The 20,323-nt window shown below is 69.6% G+C and carries 17 protein-coding genes and 1 pseudogene; 6 read left to right on the plus strand and 12 right to left on the minus strand.

Annotated features, from left to right (window positions below; genetic code table 11):
* Positions 1 to 31 precede the first annotated feature (31 nt).
* Both AC0KXF_RS07955 and AC0KXF_RS07960 read left to right on the plus strand, forming a co-directional pair.
* Positions 32 to 1,267, plus strand: coding sequence for an MFS transporter (locus AC0KXF_RS07955; RefSeq protein ID WP_473108667.1), 1,236 nt, complete (start codon positions 32 to 34; stop codon positions 1,265 to 1,267).
* A 150-nt stretch (positions 1,268 to 1,417) separates the two neighbouring features.
* Complete coding sequence (locus AC0KXF_RS07960) at positions 1,418 to 2,497, plus strand: DUF4349 domain-containing protein (protein ID WP_473108668.1); 1,080 nt, start codon at positions 1,418 to 1,420, stop codon at positions 2,495 to 2,497.
* Here AC0KXF_RS07960 and AC0KXF_RS07965 read toward each other — a convergent pair.
* The 3 genes and pseudogenes from AC0KXF_RS07965 to AC0KXF_RS07975 all read right to left on the minus strand — a co-directional run bounded on the left by AC0KXF_RS07965 (position 2,461) and on the right by AC0KXF_RS07975 (position 3,990).
* A complete protein-coding gene (locus tag AC0KXF_RS07965; protein ID WP_473108669.1) occupies positions 2,461 to 3,288 on the minus strand; it encodes a flavin monoamine oxidase family protein in 828 nt (275 codons plus the stop codon). The two genes, AC0KXF_RS07960 and AC0KXF_RS07965, sit on opposite strands and share 37 nt — an antisense overlap.
* A gap of 179 nt (positions 3,289 to 3,467) precedes the next feature.
* Positions 3,468 to 3,650 (minus strand): annotated as a pseudogene (locus tag AC0KXF_RS07970) (FAD-dependent oxidoreductase); the annotation flags it as partial.
* 58 nt (positions 3,651 to 3,708) lie between these two features.
* Entirely contained in the window at positions 3,709 to 3,990 is a 282-nt protein-coding gene (locus AC0KXF_RS07975; protein ID WP_473110098.1) for a hypothetical protein, read from the minus strand.
* 1 nt (position 3,991) lies between these two features.
* Between AC0KXF_RS07975 and AC0KXF_RS07980 the strand changes: the two genes are divergently transcribed.
* Positions 3,992 to 4,135, plus strand: coding sequence for a hypothetical protein (locus AC0KXF_RS07980; protein WP_473108671.1), 144 nt, complete (start codon positions 3,992 to 3,994; stop codon positions 4,133 to 4,135).
* A 151-nt stretch (positions 4,136 to 4,286) separates the two neighbouring features.
* On the opposite strand, the gene AC0KXF_RS07985 is transcribed toward AC0KXF_RS07980, so the two are convergent.
* Positions 4,287 to 5,807 (minus strand): APC family permease, encoded by a 1,521-nt coding sequence (locus AC0KXF_RS07985; RefSeq protein ID WP_473108672.1) that lies wholly within the window; start codon positions 5,805 to 5,807, stop codon positions 4,287 to 4,289.
* A gap of 245 nt (positions 5,808 to 6,052) precedes the next feature.
* Between AC0KXF_RS07985 and AC0KXF_RS07990 the strand changes: the two genes are divergently transcribed.
* The gene (locus tag AC0KXF_RS07990; protein WP_473108673.1) at positions 6,053 to 7,408 is read left to right on the plus strand and encodes an NAD-dependent succinate-semialdehyde dehydrogenase; all 1,356 of its coding nucleotides are present in this window, start codon (positions 6,053 to 6,055) and stop codon (positions 7,406 to 7,408) included.
* A 188-nt stretch (positions 7,409 to 7,596) separates the two neighbouring features.
* On the opposite strand, the gene AC0KXF_RS07995 is transcribed toward AC0KXF_RS07990, so the two are convergent.
* The 4 genes from AC0KXF_RS07995 to AC0KXF_RS08010 all read right to left on the minus strand — a co-directional run bounded on the left by AC0KXF_RS07995 (position 7,597) and on the right by AC0KXF_RS08010 (position 12,489).
* Positions 7,597 to 8,736, minus strand: a complete 1,140-nt coding sequence (locus AC0KXF_RS07995) for an FAD-dependent oxidoreductase (RefSeq protein WP_473108674.1) — start codon at positions 8,734 to 8,736, stop codon at positions 7,597 to 7,599.
* 10 nt (positions 8,737 to 8,746) lie between these two features.
* Positions 8,747 to 9,406 (minus strand): MBL fold metallo-hydrolase, encoded by a 660-nt coding sequence (locus tag AC0KXF_RS08000; protein ID WP_473108675.1) that lies wholly within the window; start codon positions 9,404 to 9,406, stop codon positions 8,747 to 8,749.
* Complete coding sequence (locus AC0KXF_RS08005; protein WP_473108676.1) at positions 9,403 to 10,488, minus strand: S-(hydroxymethyl)mycothiol dehydrogenase; 1,086 nt, start codon at positions 10,486 to 10,488, stop codon at positions 9,403 to 9,405. The genes AC0KXF_RS08000 and AC0KXF_RS08005 overlap by 4 nt, the downstream gene beginning before the upstream one ends.
* 99 nt (positions 10,489 to 10,587) lie before the next feature.
* On the minus strand, positions 10,588 to 12,489 hold the full coding sequence (locus AC0KXF_RS08010; protein ID WP_473108677.1) for an FAD-dependent monooxygenase: 1,902 nt from the start codon (positions 12,487 to 12,489) through the stop codon (positions 10,588 to 10,590).
* Positions 12,490 to 12,629: 140 nt separating this feature from the next.
* On the opposite strand from AC0KXF_RS08010, the gene AC0KXF_RS08015 reads away from it, so the two are divergent.
* Positions 12,630 to 13,349 carry an IclR family transcriptional regulator gene (locus AC0KXF_RS08015; protein ID WP_473108678.1) on the plus strand — a complete coding sequence of 240 codons (720 nt, stop codon included), beginning with the start codon at positions 12,630 to 12,632 and terminating at the stop codon, positions 13,347 to 13,349.
* A 167-nt stretch (positions 13,350 to 13,516) separates the two neighbouring features.
* Positions 13,517 to 15,334, plus strand: a complete 1,818-nt coding sequence (locus tag AC0KXF_RS08020) for a thiamine pyrophosphate-binding protein (protein ID WP_473108679.1) — start codon at positions 13,517 to 13,519, stop codon at positions 15,332 to 15,334.
* 108 nt (positions 15,335 to 15,442) lie between these two features.
* Here the strand turns inward: AC0KXF_RS08020 and AC0KXF_RS08025 are convergent, their stop codons facing one another.
* The 4 genes from AC0KXF_RS08025 to AC0KXF_RS08040 all read right to left on the minus strand — a co-directional run bounded on the left by AC0KXF_RS08025 (position 15,443) and on the right by AC0KXF_RS08040 (position 20,304).
* Positions 15,443 to 15,814, minus strand: coding sequence for a hypothetical protein (locus tag AC0KXF_RS08025; protein ID WP_473108680.1), 372 nt, complete (start codon positions 15,812 to 15,814; stop codon positions 15,443 to 15,445).
* Positions 15,815 to 16,785: 971 nt separating this feature from the next.
* Positions 16,786 to 17,253, minus strand: coding sequence for a DUF3237 domain-containing protein (locus AC0KXF_RS08030; protein ID WP_473108681.1), 468 nt, complete (start codon positions 17,251 to 17,253; stop codon positions 16,786 to 16,788).
* Positions 17,250 to 18,578, minus strand: a complete 1,329-nt coding sequence (locus AC0KXF_RS08035) for a flavin-dependent oxidoreductase (protein ID WP_473108682.1) — start codon at positions 18,576 to 18,578, stop codon at positions 17,250 to 17,252. The genes AC0KXF_RS08030 and AC0KXF_RS08035 overlap by 4 nt, the downstream gene beginning before the upstream one ends.
* An 82-nt stretch (positions 18,579 to 18,660) precedes the next feature.
* Positions 18,661 to 20,304 carry an amidohydrolase gene (locus AC0KXF_RS08040; RefSeq protein ID WP_473108683.1) on the minus strand — a complete coding sequence of 548 codons (1,644 nt, stop codon included), beginning with the start codon at positions 20,302 to 20,304 and terminating at the stop codon, positions 18,661 to 18,663.
* Positions 20,305 to 20,323: the final 19 nt, after the last annotated feature.

The following is a 20,323-nucleotide window of genomic DNA, read 5'->3' on the forward strand; positions in this document are numbered from 1 at the left end:
ACGAAACGGATACCCGCCATATACTGATCTGATGGGCATTTACGGGGCATTGGCGCAACAACCGGGGGTCGTCCGCGTACTGGTTTCGCAGTTGCTCGCCCGATTCCCGTTCGGGATGCTCTCGATCATTCTGCTGCTGCACATCCAGTTGGCCTTCGGCGACTTCACGTCGGCGGGCATCGTCCTGGCGGCGCAGAGCATCGGGCAGGCCATCTCGGGCCCGCTCAGCGGACGCATCATGGGCCGCTTCGGCATGCGCCCCGTCCTGGCCTCGACCTCACTCATCTGCACGGCGCTGCTGGTGACCATCGCGTTCGTGCACCTGCCGCTCGCGACCGTGGCGGGTATCGCCTTCCTCATCGGAGTGACCACGCCCCCGGTCACCCCGGCCGTGCGCACGCTGTACCCGAAGCTGGTGCCCAGCAAGCAGCTCTCCGCCCTGTTCTCGCTCGACGCGTCGGCCCAGGAGATCATCTGGGTGCTGGGCCCGGTGGTGGCGGTGTTCGTCTCTTCGCAGCTCGGCACGACGGCCGGCCTCTGCGTCGCGGCCGCTTTCATGCTGCTCGGCGGCGCCTGGTTCATCATGAGCCCGGCCGTGGGGTCCGTGAAGCTGAAGCCCTCGAAGCACCGGTTCGGCGCCGTGCTGCGCTATCCGACCGTGGTCATCTCGACCGTGGTCGGCCTCTTCTTCGTCGCTTCCATGTCGGCGGTCGAGGCGGGCGTCGTCGCGGCTTTCGCCGGTGACGGACACGATGGATCCGGCGGCCACGGCAGCATCGAGTCGGGCATCGTGCTCGCGCTCTTCGCCGGAGGATCGCTCGTCGGCGGCCTGCTCATGGGACACCGCGAGATGCGCCCCTGGTCGCTCGCGCTCCGCATCGGCATCGTGCTGGCCGGCATGCTCGCCGCGATGGTGAGCCTGAACATCTGGTGGCTGAGCATCGTGCTCTTCCTCGGCGGCCTCGGCACGGCGCCCGCGTTCGCGGCGCTGTCGAATATCGTCGCGTCGACCGTGAAGTTCTCCGAGACCGCAGAAGCGTACGGGTGGGTCGGCATGGGTCAGCTGGTGGGTGTCGCGATGGGCTCCGCGCTCGGCGGTGTGGCGATCGATGTGTTGAACGCCCGCGGCGCGATCCTGGTGGCGGCGCTGATGCTGCTGACCGCGGCGCTGATCTCGCTGGCTTCGGTCCGCTGGATTCCGGATCTCAAGGGCCGCACCATCGAGCCGCCGCCCGAGACCGGCACCCTGACCATCCCGCTCAACTGACGGGTCTCGACACCGCAGCCGCAGACTCAGACTCAGACTCAGACTCAGACTCAGACTCAGACTCAGACTCAGATAACGATCTCGCCACGCACAGGCGCACCGCAGCTCAAGCGGATGGATCGCACGACCTCGGCATCGTAGGGTGACGGCATGAAACGTCGCCTCACTCTGCCGATCGTGCTCGCCGCCGCGCTCTTCCTCCCGTTGACGGCGTGCTCGGCGCTGCCGGGTTCGGGTGGGGCCTCCAGCATCCCGGACGCCTCCGCACCGCACACGGAGCTCGACTCGCGGAGCGCCGACGGAGAGGCCGGTGGCGTGGCGGCGCCCGGCACCGGCGAGACTGCCGGCAGTAGTGCCGAGCGATCCGTGATCCGCACGGCGGACCTCTCGCTCGAGGTCGATGATCCCGGCGAGGCTGCCGACCGTGTCGCCGAGGTCGCGAGGCAGCACGGCGGCAGCGTGGAGTCCTCCACGGTGATGCGGGCGAACGGTGACGCCTCCGGCGGCGCCGATGTGACGCTGCGGGTGCCCGAGGATCACCTCGATGAAACGCTCGAGGCGCTCGCCAAGGTGGGCGAGGTGCGCTCGCAGAGCCGCTCCGAACTCGATGTGACGACAGAGCATGTCGATCTGCAGGCCCGCGTCGAGGCGCTCGAGAAGTCGGTCGAGCGCCTCAGCAACCTGATGGCCGGCGCCGACACCACGAGCGAGCTGCTCGAGGCGGAGGCCGCGCTGTCGCAGCGGCAGCAGGAGCTCGATGGCCTCCGCGCTCAGCTGAAGTCGCTGGAGGGTCAGGTCGACGAGGCCACGATCCACGTCTCGCTGCAGACCCGTGCGGCGCTGCCGGGCGGCGGTCCGGCGAACTTCTGGGAGGGGCTGCTCGCGGGCTTCGGCTCGCTCGGCTCCGCCGCCGCGGGGGCGCTCGTGCTCGCGGGCATCCTGCTGCCCTGGCTGCTCGTCGCCGCGATCGTGGCGCTCGCGGTCGTGCTCATCGTGCGGGCGGTGCGCCGGCGACGAGTTCGACGCGCCGAACCGCTTCAGAACCCGACGCACGGCGAGAACCGTGGTCCCGGCACCGGCGCATCACCGGCAGCAGGTTCCCGGCCGCACGCGGCCGACGCCCAGCAGGTGCCACCGGCCCACACGGAGCCTCCCGCGCAGACGCCTCCGCCTGCTCAGACGCCCCCGCCCCCTCAGCAGCCGTCGCCACCGCCGAAGAGCGAGCTGTAGGGCAGCTCGCGGCCGAGCACCCGTTCGGCCGCCCGGTGCCCGGATTCGAGTGCGGCGCTGACCGTGGCGGGATCCTCGGTCCACGTCGCCTCCCCCGCCAGGTGCAGCACGCTGTCGATCGGGGTGGCGATGAGGTCGTGGTCCTCGGGCCGAGAGCCCAGCGTCATGTACGCGTAGGCTCCCCCGCCCGCCCACGGGTCCTGTTGCCAGTGCGTGACTACGGCGTGCGACGGGTCGGGCGCCCCCGCCCCGTAGATGCCCCGCAGCGAATCCATGACCGACGCCACCACGCGGTCATCGGGCCAGTCCCGGATTTGCTTCGCGCACTCGCCCGCGGCGAAGGTGAGCAGCGTCGGCTCGCCGTGCAGCGCCGTGAGGTCGTACCAGGAGTGCCACCAGGCGGCGGCTTCGCCCTGACGGCGGATCGCGTAGACGTCGCGGTCCCAGAATCGCTCGGGGAAGCGCAGGAAGACCTTCTCGAAGGCATTCATCTCGAGTCCGGAGATCGCCTCCGAGACGGAAGCCGGCAGCGGCGGCTCGAAGACGAGCGCGCCCGAGCGCAGCACCCCGATCGGCACGGTCACGATCGCGTGATTCGCCGCGAACGCCCCGCGATCCGTCTCGACCTCGACCGCGGGGGCCGATCCCGATCGCGCTCCAGCACCCCCATCGGCCGCCCCGACCATCGCCGCCGAGCGCCGCACGACCCGCGACACCGCGTGCTCGAGTCGCACGTCGAGACCGGCGGCGAGGTGCGTCGCGAGCCGGTCGTAGCCCTCGGGGAACACCACCTCGTCACCCTCGACCGCGTCGTCGTCGAGGCCGTGCGCGTCGAGGCGGCGCTCAGCCGAGCACCGTCAGGTCCGTAGTAGGCGATCGGGCGCCTGCCCGCCTGGTAGCTGCCGACCGTGAACTCCACCTCCGGCATGCCGAACGCAGTGGTGGTCTCGTGCAGGGGGCTGTGCGCGATGCCGTGAATCCACGACGCTCCGAGATCGGTCACGCGGCCATCGGCGCGCTCGGTGTGCACGCGCCCGCCGATCCGGTCTCGCGCCTCGAGCACCGAGACGCGGTGCCCCGCCGCCGCGAGCAGTCTTGCGGCCGTGAGCCCCGAGACGCCGGCGCCCACCACGATCGTGTCGACATGCTCCATCGCCTGATCCTGCACTCTCTTCGCGAAGCGGGCCGGCCCGTCGGCGCCCGTCCGCTCCTCAGGATACCGGGGAGCACCGCGAGCCGTGCGGCGCTTCGTCGTCCGCGCGCTCGGCGCCCGGTACCAGTCCCGCGCGGGCGTCCAGCGCCTCGAGCAGCGAACGCTCGATTCGGACGAGCGCACGATCGCGGTGCAGCCAGGGTCGCAGCGCTCGCGTCACGGCCGGCATCATGACGAAGGTCATCAGCGGGGCGAGCACGGTGACCAGGAGCGCCGACCGCAGCGGCACCGGCATCTCTCCCCACCAGGGCAGCACCGAGATCACCGAGGAGGCGCCCACGTTGACGGGATACATCCCGATCCAGATCGAGGCGGCGCGCTTCCACCTCGCCGGAGCGGAGCGCGCGACCGGCCCGCGCCCATCACCCGCGCGCGAATCACCTCGCGCAATCATCATCCGCCGTCTGCCCGAGATCGCCGCCTGAGTGCCCATGCCGCCCATTGCAGCGCAGCAGCGTCACGCGCCTGTTACGCCTCGTCACGCGCGGGAGAAGATCCGGTTACGGTTCGGGATCGCGTGAGGGATCGGGATCGCCGCGCGCGGTTCGAGGGCTGGATACTCGCCGAAGCCCCGGCTCACTCGTCCGGAACGAGCACCGGGGTGTCTCGGTTGAGGCTCTCACCCCGGAAGAAGGGCTTCGCGTTCGGGCGGAGCCACCAGATGCCCATGAGCACGAAGCCCAGCAGGATCGCGCCGATCCCGATCACGAACGCACCGCCGACCCCGAGCAGCACCGTCTCGCTGTAATCGGTGCTCCACATGTCGATCGCCGACTGCACGAAAGCGTAGGTGAGCATCAGACCGCCGAGGCCGGGCAGGATCCCGCGCATCCAGAGGTTGCGTGCGCTGTCGCGCAGTGTGTCACGGAAGTACCAGAGGCACGCGAACGAGGTGATCGCGTAGTAGAGGGCGACCGCGAGGCCCATCGAGGTGAGGGAGTCGGCGAGCATGTCCTCGGAGAGGATCGACATGCCGACGTAGTAGATGATCGCGGCGGCACCCATGAGCGTGGTCGAGAACCACGGCGTCTTGAACTTGGGGTGCAGCTCGGCGAACTTCGCGGGCAGCGCCCGATACACCGCCATCGAGAGCGTGCCACGGGCGGTGGGGAGGATCGTCGTCTGCGTCGACGACGCTGCCGAGAGCATCACGCCGAGGATCAGGAACCAGCCCCACGGACCGAAGAGGGCACCGCCCAGCACCGAGAACACGTCGTCGAGGCTCTCAGGATTGGTGAGACCGTAGCCGGTATCGCCGAAGCCCGCGAACATCATCACCGCGACCGAGATGCCGACGTAGAGCACGATGAGCACCACGATGCTCGACAGGGCTGCTCGGCCCGGGGTCTTGCGGGGGTTCTTCGTCTCCTCGTTGAGCGCCAGGCAGGTGTCCCAGCCCCAGTAGATGAAGAGCGCGAGCAGCACCGCCTCGATGAATCCCGACCAGGAGGCGAGCTCGGCCGGGTTGAACCACTGCCAGTCGAAGGCGATGGATCCGGGGTTGCTGCCGTCGAGCGCGTGCCACAGGGCGAGCACGCCGAAGAGCACCATCGCGACGATCTGGATGGTCATGAGCACCATCTGCAGCCGCTCGCCCATCTGCACGCCGATCGTGCTCACGAAGGTCATGATCGCCATGAACACGACCGACGTCGCGACCACGATCACGCGGTCGTCGGCGAACTCCTGGTTGCCGAGCAGCAGCCAGAAGTACTTGCCGGTGATCTCACCCACGTTCGCCAGGACCATGATCGCCGAGACCGCGACCGCCCAGCCGCCGATCCATCCGACCACGGGGCCGAAGCCCTTCGTACCCCACACGAAGGTCGTGCCGCAGTCGGGCATCTCGCGATTGAGCTCCTGATAGGCGAAGGCCGCGAAGATCATCGGCACGCAGGCGATGATGAAGACGAGCGGAGCCTGGGCGCCGACGGCGAGGATCACGTACCCGAGCGTCGCCGCGAGCGAGTAGAGCGGAGCGGTCGACGCCAGCCCGATGACGGTCGATCCGACCACGCCGAGCGCGCCCTCGTTGAGTCCCTTTCCGACGTGGATGTGCCCGGTGTCGGTGGCGTTGTCCAGCGTGTGTTTCTCCATGCGCTCACTCTGCTTCAGCGGATCCCGTCGTGAAATGATCGGGCTGGATCCGGCGGCCCCGTTGCGAACATCAGTCTATTACGCTGATTCCGCAGCTTTCAGAGCCGTGCACTATCGAGATCGATACCTCAACTTCGATTGAGCAACGCGAAAACGTCGGTGTCCGCGCTAGTGCTGGGCATCGAGGTGTGTCAGACTTGGCAGTGTCCGACACCCGACGAACGTCACTAAGGAGTGAGTCATCTATGGGCACCTTCGCCGTAATCAATCCGGCCACGGGCGAGACTGTCGCCGAGTACCCCGACGCGACGGCCGAAGAGATCGAGGCCGGCCTGGCTTCGGCTCAGAAGGCCTACAAGGAATGGGCTCGGAAGACCACGGTCGCCGAGCGAGCCGCGCTGGCGAAGCGCGCTGCCGAGCTCTTCGAGGAGCGCAAGGACGAGCTGGGCGCGATCATCAATCGCGAGATGGGCAAGCCGCTCGATCAGTCCGTCGGCGAGGCCGAGTTCTCGGGCGCCATCACCGCGGCATTCGCCGACAACGCCGAGAAGTGGCTCGCCGATGAGGAGCTCGAGGTCGAGGACGGCCTGAAGACCTTCCTCCGCTTCCAGGGCACCGGCGTGATCCTCGGCATCATGCCGTGGAACTATCCTTACTACCAGGTCGCCCGTTTCGCGGTGCCGAACCTGATCCTCGGCAACACCATCATCCTCAAGCACGCCGCGCAGTGCCCCGAGTCGGCGCTCGCGCTCGAGAAGCTGTTCCGCGACGCGGGCTTCCCCGAGGGCGCCTACGTGAACGTGTTCGCGACGCACGAGCAGATCGAGGGCATCATCGCCGATGATCGCATCCAGGGCGTCTCGCTGACCGGCTCGGAGCGCGCGGGCGCGATCGTCGCCGAGCAGGCCGGCCGCGCGCTGAAGAAGTGCGTGCTCGAGCTGGGCGGCTCGGACGTGTTCCTGGTGCTCGACACCGACGATCTCGACCACGCGGTCGAGCACGCCGTGGGCGGCCGCATGGAGAACACGGGCCAGGCCTGCAACGGCTCCAAGCGCATCGTGGTCATGGACAAGTACTTCGACGAGTTCAAGGAGAAGTTCGTCGCGGCGATCGGCGGTCAGAGCTACGGCGACGACTTCGGTCCGCTGTCGTCGGCTCAGGCGACCAAGACCCTCACCACGCAGGTGCAGGGTGCGATCGAGCAGGGCGCCGAGGTGCTCGTGGGCGACAACAGCCCCGAGGGCAACCTGTACAAGCCAACCGTGCTGTCGGGCATCACGCCCTCGATGGACGTCTACAGCCAGGAGCTCTTCGGCCCGGTCGCGCAGCTCTACAAGGTGTCGAGCGACGAGGAGGCCATCGAGCTCGCCAACTCCTCGCCCTACGGCCTCGGTTCCGTGGTGATCTGCGACGATCTCGAACGCGCCGAGCAGGTCGGCAACCAGCTCGACGTGGGCATGGTGTTCATCGGCGCCGCCGGCCTCGAGGGCGCTGACGTGCCCTTCGGCGGCGTGAAGAAGTCGGGCTACGGACGCGAGCTCGGCAAGGTCGGCATGCTCGAGTTCGCCAACAAGAAGCTCTTCCGCTTCGCGGCGAAGTAAGTCTGCTTGCGAGCGGCCCCGGGGACCTCACGGTCCCCGGGGCCGCTCGCGTTTTGGGGAGTTTCCCGGGCCTGCCGAAGGAATCGCCGTCCGAACTTCGGAGCTCGCCCGTTATTCGGAGGGAATCGCGGGAAACCGTCCGAAGGAGGGGCGCGATCCGAAGTTGGGGCGCGGCGGGCGGCTCCGGCTCAAGGGTGGGAGGCGAGGCGGAACGCCTCTGGCGGGAGCGCGACGCCCATCGTCGCGTCGGCCAGCACACGACCGATCGCGGGCACGAACTTGAAGCCCTGCCCCGAGAAGCCGGCACCCAGGGTGAGCGAACCGCTGCGGTCGAGCACGAAGCGCTCGCTCTCGGTCGACGTGTAGGTGCAGCTGATCTCCTGGGCGGAATCGGGATCGAGGCCGGGAAACCACTCTGACACGTGCTCGCGCAGTCGACTGCGCGCCTCGTCGGTGGCGCGGAAGGCGCGCGCGTCGGGGTCGATCCGCTCCCCCGTCGCATGAAAACCGACCTTCACCCCCTCGCCCGGCGTGAGCATGCCGTAGACGTTGCCGCGGTTGCCCTGCGGGCCGGAAGCGTGGAGGAAGTGGTTGAAGGACGGCCAGTCCGCGCCCTCCATGCCGGGCTTGATCGCGAAGTGCGCCGGGTGCTCCTCGGTGACCGTGAGCCGCGGCAGCTCCACGAGGTCTCCCAGCAGAGACTCGGTCCAGGCCCCAGCCGCGATGACCGCGCCCTCGGCCGAGAACTCGATCCGCTCGCCGTCGGCGGCCTCGGCGCGCACCACCGCACCCGCGGATCCCGACTCGATCCCGAGCACCCGATGGCCGTAGAGCAGTTCGGCGCCCGCGCTCCGCGCGAGCGCATCGAGCGTCTCGAGTGTGACAACCGCATCGATACGCCCGGCCTCCCGATTCACGAGCACGTCGGTGTCGAAGCGCAGGCCGGGCCACCGCTCGCGGGCCGTCGCGGCGCTCACCATCTCGGCGGCGGCTCCGCGGGCGCGCAGTGCCTCGTACGCACTCAGCACCTTGCGCTCGTCGCCGTGGGTCACCAGGCCCCGCAGCGTCAGCAGTTCGCGCCCGGACCGCCGCTCGAGCTCGCGGTAGAGACGCAGCGACTCGTCGTAGAGGTCGAGATAGTGCGCCTCGGCGTAGGCGTTGTTCATGTTGCGGGTCGCACCGTGGGACGCGCCGCGGGTGTGCCCCGGCTCGAACCGCTCCAGCATCGCGACGCGGATCCCGCGCTGAGCGAGCTGCCACGCGGTCGCCAGCCCCATCGCCCCGCCGCCGACGACGATCCGGTCGAACCGCCGAGCCATCTCGGTCATGCAGCTCCGCTCAGTGCCCGCGTGCGATCCACTCGTCGAGGTGCGGTTTCTCTGCCCCGATGGTGGTGGAGTCGCCGTGACCGGTGTGCACCACCGTCTCGTCGGGCAGCGCGAACAGGGTCTCGCGGATCGAGTCGATGATGGTGTCGAAGCTGCTGTACGAGCGACCCGTCGCCCCGGGCCCGCCGTTGAACAGCGTGTCTCCGGTGAACGCCGCGCCCAGCGCAGGTGCGTGGAAGCAGGTCGATCCGGGCGAGTGCCCCGGGGTGTGCAGCGCCGTGAGCTGCACACCTGCGACCTCGAACACGTCGCCGTTCAGGATCTCGCGGTCGGGCGCGTCGTCGTAGACCGCGTCCCAGAGCATCCGGTCCGCCGGGTTCAGACACAGCGGCGCGCCCAGCAGATCCGCCGCTTCTCGCGCCGCGCGGATGTGGTCGTCGTGCCCGTGGGTCAGCAGGATCGCGTGCGTCTTGCGATCCCCCACCGCGGCTGCGACGGCTGCGGCGTCGTGCGCGGGATCGATGACGATCACCTCGGTGTCGTCGCCCACGATCCAGACATTGTTGTCGACGTCCCAGGTGCCGCCGTCGAGCGAGAACGTGCCGCTCGTGACCAGGCGCTCGATCCGGGCGCCCGCAGCCCCGTTTGCGACGGTCTCGACCCCGCTCACAGTACGACCACCGAGCGCAGCACGTTGCCCCCGGCCATCTTGCCGAACGCTTCCTCGACCTCGCCGAGGCCGATGCGCTCCGTGACGAAGCCCTCGAGATCGAGACGCCCCAGCTTGTACTGGTCGATGAGCATCTGGAAGTCGCGACTCGGCAGGCAGTCGCCGTACCACGAAGACTTCAGCGATCCGCCCCGCCCGAAGACGTCGAGCAGCGGCAGCTCGAGCTTCATCTCGGGCGTCGGCACACCCACGAGCACCACGCGGCCCGCGAGATCGCGGGCGTAGAACGCCTGACGGTAGGTCTCGGGGCGCCCCACCGCGTCGATCACCACGTCGGCTCCGAATCCGCCAGTGAGGTTCTGGATCGCCTCGACCGGATCGGTCGTCCGCGAGTTCACGGTGTGCGTCGCGCCGAAGCGCTTCGCCTGCTCGAGCTTCGCGTCGTCGATATCGACCGCGACGATCGTCGTCGCTCCCGCGAGCTGCGCGCCGGCGATCGCCGCAGTGCCGACACCGCCGCAGCCGATCACCGCGACCGACTCGCCGCGCTTGATCTCACCGGTGTTGATGGCCGCGCCGATGCCGGCCATGATGCCGCAGCCCAGCAGGCCGACCGCGGCGGCGTCAGACTCTTCGTCGATCTTCGTGCACTGGCCGGCGGCGACGAGCGTCTTCTCGGCGAACGAGCCGATCCCGAGCGCCGCCGACAGCTCCGTGCCGTCCTCGAGCGTCATCTTCTGCGCTGCGTTGTGCGTCGCGAAGCAGTACTGCGGCTGCCCCTTCGCGCACGCGCGGCACTGTCCGCACACGGCCCGCCAATTCAGGATCACACGGTCTCCCACCGCGACCTCCGTCACACCGTCGCCGACCACCGCGACCCGCGCCGTCGACTCGTGTCCGAGCAGGTACGGGAACTCGTCGCCGATACCGCCCTGCTGGTAGTGGTAGTCGGTGTGGCACACGCCGCAGGTGAGCACGTCGACCACGACCTCCCCCGGCCCGGGCTCGGGAACAATGATCGTCTCGATCGTCGCAGGAGCGTTCTTCTCGCGCACCACAACGCCTTGAACCCGGTAGACCATGTGCATTCCCTTCGTGGACTTCGATGTACTCCCTTCGAGCCTATCCTCCACCGCCGACACCGTGCGAGCGGGGCGACCCTCCGAGTAGCTCAGGGCACGCTACTGCTCGAGCAGCAGCGACTCGAAGTACGTGCCGAGCTGTTCCGGAGCGTCGAGGGGCAGGATCGCCGAGACGTACTGATCGGGGCGCACCACGACCACGGCGCCGTCGCGGTCGATCTCGCGCTGGTCGAAGATATCATCGCCGGGCTTCGCGGCGTAGATCTTCTCGTAGTCGACCAGCTGGAACGGTCCCGAGAGCGGGCGGAAGAGCTCGTCGAGCGCCATGATGTCGACGTCGTGGTGCTCCTGCTGCATGATCGCCTTCACATCGAAGATCGCATCGATGTCGGCCCCCTCGGGTGTGAACCGCTTGATGGGCGACTCGTCGGCGCTGCGCAGCCACTCGGCCCAGCGCGCGAGCCGCTCGCCCGAGGCGTCGGCGAACGCGTAGACGCGGAACCGCCCGTCCGAGCGGTGGTGGTGGCCGAGGTGGATGTCGACGGCGTCGGCGACGCGAGTGGTCATGACCGACTTGAACCGCTTGCCGATCGGGAAGCCGGCGGCGAGGGCCTGGTGCTCCTTGCCCCCCGTCAGCATCGACTGCCCGTACTCGGTCATGAAGCCGGCCGGGAACTCGGCGGTCTGCACGTAGAAGTCGCGCAGCTGCGACGGCGAGTCGAACTCCTCGGGCTTCTTCGCCATCAGCGTCGACCACTCGAGGTCGAAGTCGATGAGGTTCTTCGCGGCGACCTGGCGCTCGTCGGAGTAGGTCTTCAGCAGGGAGTCGGGGCTGCGACCCTCGAGCACGTAGCCGAGCTTCCAGCCAAGGTTCCAGCCGTCCTGCATCGAGACGTTCATGCCCTGGCCCGCCTTGGCGCTGTGCGTGTGGCAGGCGTCGCCCATCAGGAACACCCGCCCCTTGCCGTCGGGCGAGGTCGCGGCGTCGTCGAAGCGGTCGGTGAGGCGGTGAGCGACCTCGTAGACGCTGTGCCAGGGCACGTCTCGCACCTCGAGGGTGTAGGGATGCAGGATCGCGTTCGCCTGCGCGATGACGTCTTCGAGCGGCGTGTTGCGCACCTTGCCGCCGTCGTTCTCGTCGGTCTCGCCGAGGTCGACGTAGATGCGGCAGAGGTGGTTGCCCTCGCGCGGGATGTGCAGGATCGAGCCGGCCTCGGAGTTGATGATGCACTTCTTGCGGATGTCCGGGAAGTCGGTGCGCGGCAGCACGTCCATGACGCCCCAGGCGTGCAGCGAGGCGCCGCCCTGCAGGGATCCGCCGATGGAGCGGCGCACGTTCGACCGCGCGCCGTCGGCGCCGATCACGTACTTCGCGCGCACGGTGAACTCGTCGCCGGTCGAGATCTCGGAGTCGTCGGTATTGATGCCGGCCCCGCTGTAGCCGGAGACCCGACGCAGCGTCACCTCGACGGGGTACTCGCCCTCGCCGACCTCGAGCCCGACGAACTCGTAGCCGTAGTCCACGTCTCCGCGCGCGGGGGCGCGGCGGGCGTACTCGGCGAAGTAGTCGATGACGCGAGCCTGGTTGACGATGAGGTGGGGGAACTCGCTGATGCCCTGCGGATCGTCGGGGGTGAAGCCCGTGCGCACGATGTTCTTCGGGTTCTCGGGATCGGGGTTCCAGAAGGCCGTCTCGGTGATGCGGTAGGCCTCCTTGATGATCTCCTCGGCGAAGCCGAATGCCTGGAAGGTCTCGACGCTGCGCGCCTGGATGCCGTCGGCCTGCCCGAGGACGAGACGGCCGTCGCGGCGCTCGATCGTGCGGGTGACCACATTGGGGAACTGAGCGAGCTGTGCCGCGGCCGTGATGCCGGCGGGGCCGGATCCCACGATCAGCACGTCGATCTCGGCTGGGAGCTCCTCGGGTCGATCGAGGCCGACCCCTGCTGCCGGCTGGACCCGGGGATCGGTCGAGACGTATCCGTGGTGGTGGAACTGCACTGTTTCTCCTCACTGAGCGGGCCACGCTCGCAATGTTCGATATTTGAACATCAAGTTTGAATATCGCACATTAAGAATAAACCGCGGCGCGCGATCGCACAACACCGCGCGCAAACAATTCCTACGGAAGAATATGCCCCATGGACAATTCGCCCGCGAAGGGACCTGCGGCTGCGGGCTCGCAGACCCTTTCCCGAGGACTTCAGGCGCTCGAGCTGCTGGCCGAGGCCGAGACCCCCCTCACGATCAACGAGCTCGCCGAGGGCCTGGGGATCCACCGCTCCAACGCCTACCGGATCCTCCGCACCCTCGAGCAGCGCCGCTTCGTCGCCCGAGACGACGCGGGCCGGATCCGCCTCGGCCCGAAGCTCACCGTGCTCTCGCACGGCGTGGCCCCCGCGCTCCACACCGCTGCGATGCCCGTGGTGACCGAGCTCGCCTACGAACTCGGCATGACCGCGTTCCTCACACTGCTCGACGCCGACGAGGTCGTGACCCTCGTGACAGTCGAACCCTCCAACGTCGCCGCGACGATCTCCCGCAACCCCGGCGTGCGCCACCCCGTGCATCTCGGCGCCCCGGGGCACGCGATCGAGTCGTCGCTCACCGCAGCGGAGCGCGAGGCGCGCCTCGGCTCCCCCGTCTTCAGCGAGGCCGCCGAAAAGGCGAAGCAAGACGGCTACTCCGCGAGCAACGACGAGGTGATCGACGGCGTCACCGGCCTCGCTGTGCCGCTCCGCCTGGTGGGCGAGCCTCCCGCCGCGGTCGCGATCGTGCACTTCCGCATGCCCGAACCGCTCGACGCCGCGGTCGCGGCGCTGCAGAACGCGGCCGCGCGGGTCGCGCAGAGCTACCGCTGAGCCGCCGGATTATCGCTAGAATAACCCTGTCCAGTCCGGTCGAGCTCTTCGGCCTGACCGGCCAAGGCGCTCGAAAAAGGGGCGCTGCTGTCGCACCGGCACCGCCGTCGATGCGACGAGACATACACGGCTCCAATATTCCCTTTCGAATCGCTCAAGGATCTGTGATGTCCACTCCGACTCCCTCGCTCACCCATGCCCTCGCGACCGCGCTCGCCAAGCACACCGACCACAGCTTCGGCTTGATGGGCAACGGCAACGCCCACCTCATCGAGCACCTGGCCCAGGTCGGCGTGCCCTACACCGCAGTGCGCCACGAGGCGGGCACGGTCGCCGCGGCCGACGCCTATACCCGCGTGAGCGGCAGGCTCGCGATCGCCACCACCACCTACGGCGCGGGCTTCACCAACACCCTCACCGCGCTCGCCGAGGCGGCGCAGGCCCGCACCCCCATGCTCGTCGTCGTCGGAGATGCCCCGAGCGCGGGCCCGCGCCCCTGGGACGTCGACCAGGAGATGCTCGCCGCCGCGCTCGGCGTGCGCACGCACATGCTCTCGGTCACCAACATCGAGCGGACCGTGGATCGCGCGGTCGCCTACGCGCACCGCGTGCGCCGGCCCGTCGTGCTCGGCATCCCCTACGACCTCGTGTCGGCTCCCGCCGTCGCTCCGCAGGCGGACCGCGATGGGGCGGGAGCGGGATCCGGATCCGGATCCGCGGGCATCGACCTGAACGACCCGGCGGTGCTGGCCTCGCTCAGCGCCTCGGTTGCCGACGTCGCGGCGCCCTCGCCCGCCGCGGTGACGCCCCAGCCGGAACGACTCGGGGGGCCCGCAGGCCACCAGCTCGAGGCCGCGGTGCGCGCACTCCTGGAGGCCGAGCGGCCCGTCGTGCTCGCTGGGCGCGGCGCGCACCTCTCGGGCGCCTCGGCCGAGCTCGGCGCGATCGCCGATACCCTCGGCGCACTCACCTCGACCACCGCGCTCGCGCGCAGCATTTTCCCCGATCCGCGCTTCGACCTCGGCGTGACAGGCGGCTTCGGGCAGCAGGCCGCGATGGAGACCATCGAGCTCGCCGATGTCGTGCTCGTGGTCGGCGCGAGCCTGAACCAGTTCACGATGCGCTTCGGCGACCTCTTCGGGCCCGGTACGACCGTGATCCGCATCGACGACGAGCAGGTCTCGCCGCCGAAGACCAACCGCCCGATCACCCATCTGCTGCTGCAGGGAGACGCCCGTGCGACGCTCGCCACGCTGCGCGGCGCGCTGCTCGATGCCGGCCGGGTGCCGAGCGGGTGGCGCGAGAGCGTGCCCGGCCTCGAGCCCGGCGGCACTCTCCGCGCTCGCGACAACGGACTGCTCGCCCACCCCGAGGGCATCTGCGCCGACGGCCGGCTCGATCCGCGCGCGGTGGCCGCCCGCCTCGACGAACTGCTTCCCGTAGATCGGCACGTCACCACCGACGGCGGCCACTTCATCGGCTGGGCCAACACCCGCTGGCACGTAGCATCCCCTGAGCGCATGATCATGGTCGGCACCGCGTACCAGACCATCGGTCTCGGCTTCCCCACGGTCGCGGGCGTCGCGGCGGCCGCTCCCGGCACTACGACCGTGCTGAGCACCGGCGACGGCGGCGGCCTCATGGCGCTCGCGGATCTCGAGACCGCGATCCGCACCTCTCCGAGCACCGTGATCGTGGTGTGGAACGACGGAGCCTACGGAGCCGAGGTGCACCTCTACGGCGAGATGGGGCTCGGGCAGGGCCCGATGCTGATCCCCGACGTCGACTTCGCGGGCGTCGCGAGCGCCCTCGGCGCGCGGGGAGTGCGGGTGGATCGCCTCGAGGACCTCGAGGCGCTGGCCTCGTGGACGGCGGCGGGGGCGCAGGGCACGATCCTGCTCGACTGCCGCGTCTCCCGCAGCGTTGTGGCCGAGTACCAGCGCGAGATCCAGCGCGTCAACGGCCTCGACGTCCCCGCCGAGTAGGGCGCGCGTTCGCGCCCCGAATGTAGACCTCCCGCACCGATGTAGACCTCCCCTACCGTGCGGGAGGTCTACATCGGTGCGGGAGGTCTACACCGGTCACCTCGACAGTCACGGCAGCATGTCCAGGAAGCTTGCGACATCCGCGCCGAAGGCGTGGGAGGCGCGACCCGGAACCTCGACGCCGAGCGACCGCAGGTGAGCCGCGAATCGAGCACCGGTCACGACGTGTCTCGCGGCCCACCGCACGCCCCGCATCATGATGGCACCGCTGACGGCGTCCTGCCGCAGCTTCTCGGCGAAGAACACGTCACCCGCACTTCTACCGTGCCGCAGTTCGACGTCGGAGTACTTGATCTTTCCGTCGCACTCGCCGAAAAGGTTCTGGTGCTTGAGCCAGAAGTCGAGATAGTACCTGCGACCGTCGGCTCCGATCACCTCGTGCTGGAGTTCCACCTCGATGCCGGCTTGCAGGAATCGCAAACGGCTTACGCTCTCCAGCGGGGAGTCGACTCGCGGATCGGCGAGCAGCGCGAATGCTCTGACCGCCCGGGCGTCCGGCGTAGGCGCGCGCACGTCCGAGTATGCGCTCGCGCCAGGCCGTCCAGCGCTCGCGGTCCACCAGCCTCCCGCAGCGCACCTCTCGACGCAGCGCCTCATCGGCGCACGCGAGCGCGATCGGGAAGGGCTCGGAGCGTGCGATGTCGAAGAGCGTGCGCTCGAGCGAAGTGCATTCGAAGCCGTCGACTCGAACGATGTCGTCGGCGGACAAGCTCTCCCTGTGGCGCACGCGTGACGGCTCGGGAACCCGTCTGGCGCCAGACGCCATGGTCGTGTGCACGACCCGGGTCTCCGAGAGCCAGCGCTCATCCTCGGACCCTGGTTCGTCTGCCAGCCAGCGAGACCAGACAGGCAACTGATGCAGCGTCGCGGCCGAGCGATGTGAGAACACGATCCGGGATGGGGCGACCCGCTGCGCCGCAACTACGGCGGCGAGGTGACGGGCGTCAGGCTTCACGGCCTCCCACCCACTGGCGGGCACGAACCATCCGGTGCGCAGTCTCGTAAGGCTCCCGCTTCGCACTGCCGCCGCGATCCCTCGTCCGGTCATCCCAGCGCGGTGAAGATCGCGCGTGCTCACGACGCTCTGCCGCGCTCGAGCGAGCGACTCGTCGAAGTCGACTCGGCGTTTCTGATCGAGGTCCATACGACGAGCCTCGCCGATATCGGCGAGCGAGGAGCTGCCCCCGTGATGATCTGTGGACAGCTCGGCATACTCACCCTGAGCCCGCGCGTCTGTGAGCGAACCTCTGCCGGTCTGACAGCCGTAGACCTCCTGCACCGTTGTAGACCTCTCCTACGGGATGAGAGGTCTACAACGGTGCAGGAGGTCTTCAACGGCGCGGTTTCGTCGAGGCGACAGGCAGCCGGAGCCCGGCGGACCGGCGCGAACGTCAGGCGACGCGGTACACGGTGTGGCGCACCCGGTCGGCCTCGCGCACGCCGTCGGCGACGAAGAGCGCGTCCTGCAGTTCGGCGAGGGCGGGGGCGGAGGTCTCGAAGCGGATCATCGCTCGGAAGTACACCCCCGAGGCCCCCGCGCGTCGGATGCCGGTCGCGTGAATCCCGATCAGCGCGCCCTCCCGGCTGCGCGCGTCGTATCGGGCGTCTATCTCGACGACAGTCGCGCCGTCCGGCTGCGACGATGCCGCGCGCACGAGCTGACGGTCTCCCCCGCCAGGCAGGATCTCGGCACGCAGCGCCCGCACCGCATTGCCGCTCTCGGCCTCCGCGATCCCACGCAGCTCGCCCCCGACGACCGGGGTGAAGCGGCGCTCACCATCGCGGGTGAGGCCGAAACAGCGCGGCTCGCCCAACTCGACCACGATCTCGCAGATGGGAGCGAGTTCCAGCGCCGTCATGCCGCCCCCGGCCCGACGCGGGCGTTGAACGACGAGCGGGCGTTCAGCTGCTCGGGGTGGAAGCCCGCCGCGATCTTGTACTCCGCGGCGATCGCCTCGAGTTCCTCCCGCGGGATCACGTCCTCGATGTCCGCGAAGCCCTCGGGAGCGCGCTCGCGCGCGATCTGCATGACGCGCTCCGGGCCCGTCTGACGGGTGAGCTCGAGCAGGCGCGCGGTCGCGGGGCGGCGGGCGCTCTCGTAGTCGGCGAGCGCCGCGTCGATCGTCGGCGCCGTCGCCAGCTGGAAGGCGAGCGTGCGCGCGTCGAGGGTGGCCTGGGATCCGCCGTTCGACCCGTTGGGGTACATCGCGTGCGCGGCGTCGCCGAGCAGCACGACCCGGTCGAACGTCCACTGCGGGATCGCGTCGCGGTCGACCATCGGGTACTCGAGCAGCTCCTCCGCGTCGGCGATCACCGCGGGGATGTCGAGCCAATCGTAGCTCCACCCCTCGAAGATCTCAGCGATCGGGCCTCGCTCGACCTGACGATTCCAGTCCGCGGAGGGCGACCCCCCGCCCCGGCGCTCCGCGATGAAGTTGAGGCGCTGCCTACCGTCCTCGAGCCGTCCGCTCAGCGGATAGGCCACGAACTTCTGCTCAGCGTCGCCGACCATGATCATGGTGCGGCCGTCGAGCAGGGGCTCGACGAGGGCGGTGCCGCGCCACAGCGTGAGCCCGCTCCACACCGGCTCCCCCTCGGCCGGATAGAACAGCTTGCGGGCCGCGGAGTGGATGCCGTCCGCCGCGATCACCAGGTCGGCCGACAGCTCGGCGCGGCTGCCGTCGGGCAGCTCGAACACGGCCGTCGCGCCGGGGGTTGCGGGATCGCCACCGACGCCCCCGGCGCCATCACCGCCATCACCACCGTCGCCCCCGGCACCCCCGGCACCGTCCCGCAGCTCGACGAGCTTGTGCCCGAGGCGGATCACGTCTCCGAGGCGCTCCTCGACGAGGTCGCGCAGCTCGAGCTGCAGCCGGCCGCGGTGCACGGAGAGCTGCGGCCACTCGTAGCCGGCGTCACGACCGCGCGGCTCGCTCCAGATCGGCTGACCGTGGCGGTTGAAGTAGCTGAGGGTGCCGGGCTCGACGCCGAGCGCCGCAATGCGGTCGGCGACGCCGAGCTCGGTCAGCTCGCGCACGGCGTGCGGCAGCAGGTTGACGCCCACGCCGAGTCCGCGGATCTCGGGGGTGCGCTCGGCGACGGTCACGTCGCTGAATCCGGCGGCCTCGAGGCTGAGGGCGGTGATGAGGCCGCCGATGCCGGCGCCCACGATGACGATCTTCATGAGGTGTGCTTCCTTACACGGTTGCGGATGGGAGGAATGAGGAGTCTCCTGCGAGAGACTCCGGGGGACGGCGGTCCGAGGTTCAGACGACGGCGGGGATCCGCTCGTGCACGATCTCGCCGGCCACGACGGTGACGGCCGTTGCCACCCGGAACAGCTGATCCTGCGGGATCTCGAACGGGTCCTCCGTGGAGACGACGAGGTCGGCGCGCTCCCCCACGCGCACGCGGCCGGCGGCGTCCAGCACGAGCGAACTCGAACCGCTCGTGTAGGCGGCGAGCGCCTCGGTGAGCGAGAGGGCCTGCGAGAGGTCGAGCGGCGGGAGCCCTGCCCCGGGGCCGAAGGGGTGCGCGCGGTTCACGGCGACGTGGATCGCCTGCCAGGGGTCGGCGAGCGACACCGGCCAGTCCGATCCCATCGCGATGTCGGCCCCGCTCTCGACGAGCTCGCGGAAGGGATACGACCGCGCCGAGCGCTCCTCGCCCACGACCGCGATCATCGAGGGATCGGTCGTTGCCCACAGCCCCTGGATGTTGGCCGTCACCCCGAGCGCGCCGAAGCGCCTCGAATCCTCCCGGTCGATCATCGAGAGGTGGGCGAGGTGGTGCCGGGGTCCCGCGCCATTCGCCCGTCGCGCCGCCTCGATCGCATCGAGCGCGACGCGGGTGCCTCGGTCCCCCATGACGTGCAGGTGCAGCGCGAAGCCGCGGGCGTCGAGCCGGATCGCGAGTTCGCGCATCGTCTCCGCGTCGATGTGCAGCTCGCCCGCGTGCGGATGCGAGCAGTACGGGTCGAGCAGCGCGGCGGTCTCGCCCTGGGGCACGCCGTCGACCATGGCCTTGCACGTCGAGGAGGCGAGCCCCGCGGCCTCGTTCTCGGCGCAGCGGCGTTCGAAGTGCTCGACCAGCGACGGCACATCGCCGAGCGTGGTGCCGGCCGGGATCCAGAGAGCGCCCGAGACTCGGCTGCGCAGAGACCCGTCTGCGATAGCGCCGAGGTAGGCGGGCGTGCAGTCGGCCTTGCCGTTGAACTCGCCGAGGATCGCCTCGTGCCAGCCGGTCACGCCGAGCGACCAGAAGTAGCGTTGCGCGTCGAGCAGCCCTGCGATCATCTCCTCGGTCGTGGCGCCGGGAATGAACGGCGCGAGCAACTCGACGCCGCCCTCGTTGAGATAGCCGGTGGGCTCGCCGTGCTCGTCGTGGTGCACGTGCCCGTTGGCCGGCTGGGGAGTGTCGCGGTCGATGCCGGCGATCTCGAGGGCGCGGCTGTTGGCCCAGAGCGTGTGGTGGCCGGCGTCGCTCAGCGCGACAGGACGATTCGGTACGAGGTCGTCGAGCATCTGGCGGGTCGGGTGCTCGAACAGTTCGTGGGACCAGCCGCCGCCGGTGAGCCAGGCCCCCGCATCGCTCGCGGCGTCGAGGTCGGCGGCGGCCCTCGCGATGAGGTCGAGGGTCTCCTCGACCGATTCCGCGGGGGTGAGATCGAGGCTCAGCCGCTCGACGCCGGCGAACACCGCGTGCGCGTGAGCGTCGACGAAGCCGGGCAGGATCGCGCCGCCGCGGGCGTCGACGACCCTGGTTTCGGGGCCGCGGTACGCGAGCACCGCGGTGTCGGTGCCGACCGCGACGATGCGGCCGGTCTGCACCGCCACCGCCGTGCTCGCCGTGCGCACCCGTCCGTCGAACACTCGGCCGTTCACGATGCAGAGGTCTGCGAATTCTGACATGGTCACTCTTTCTCTCTGG

Source organism: Leucobacter holotrichiae (assembly GCF_055791005.1).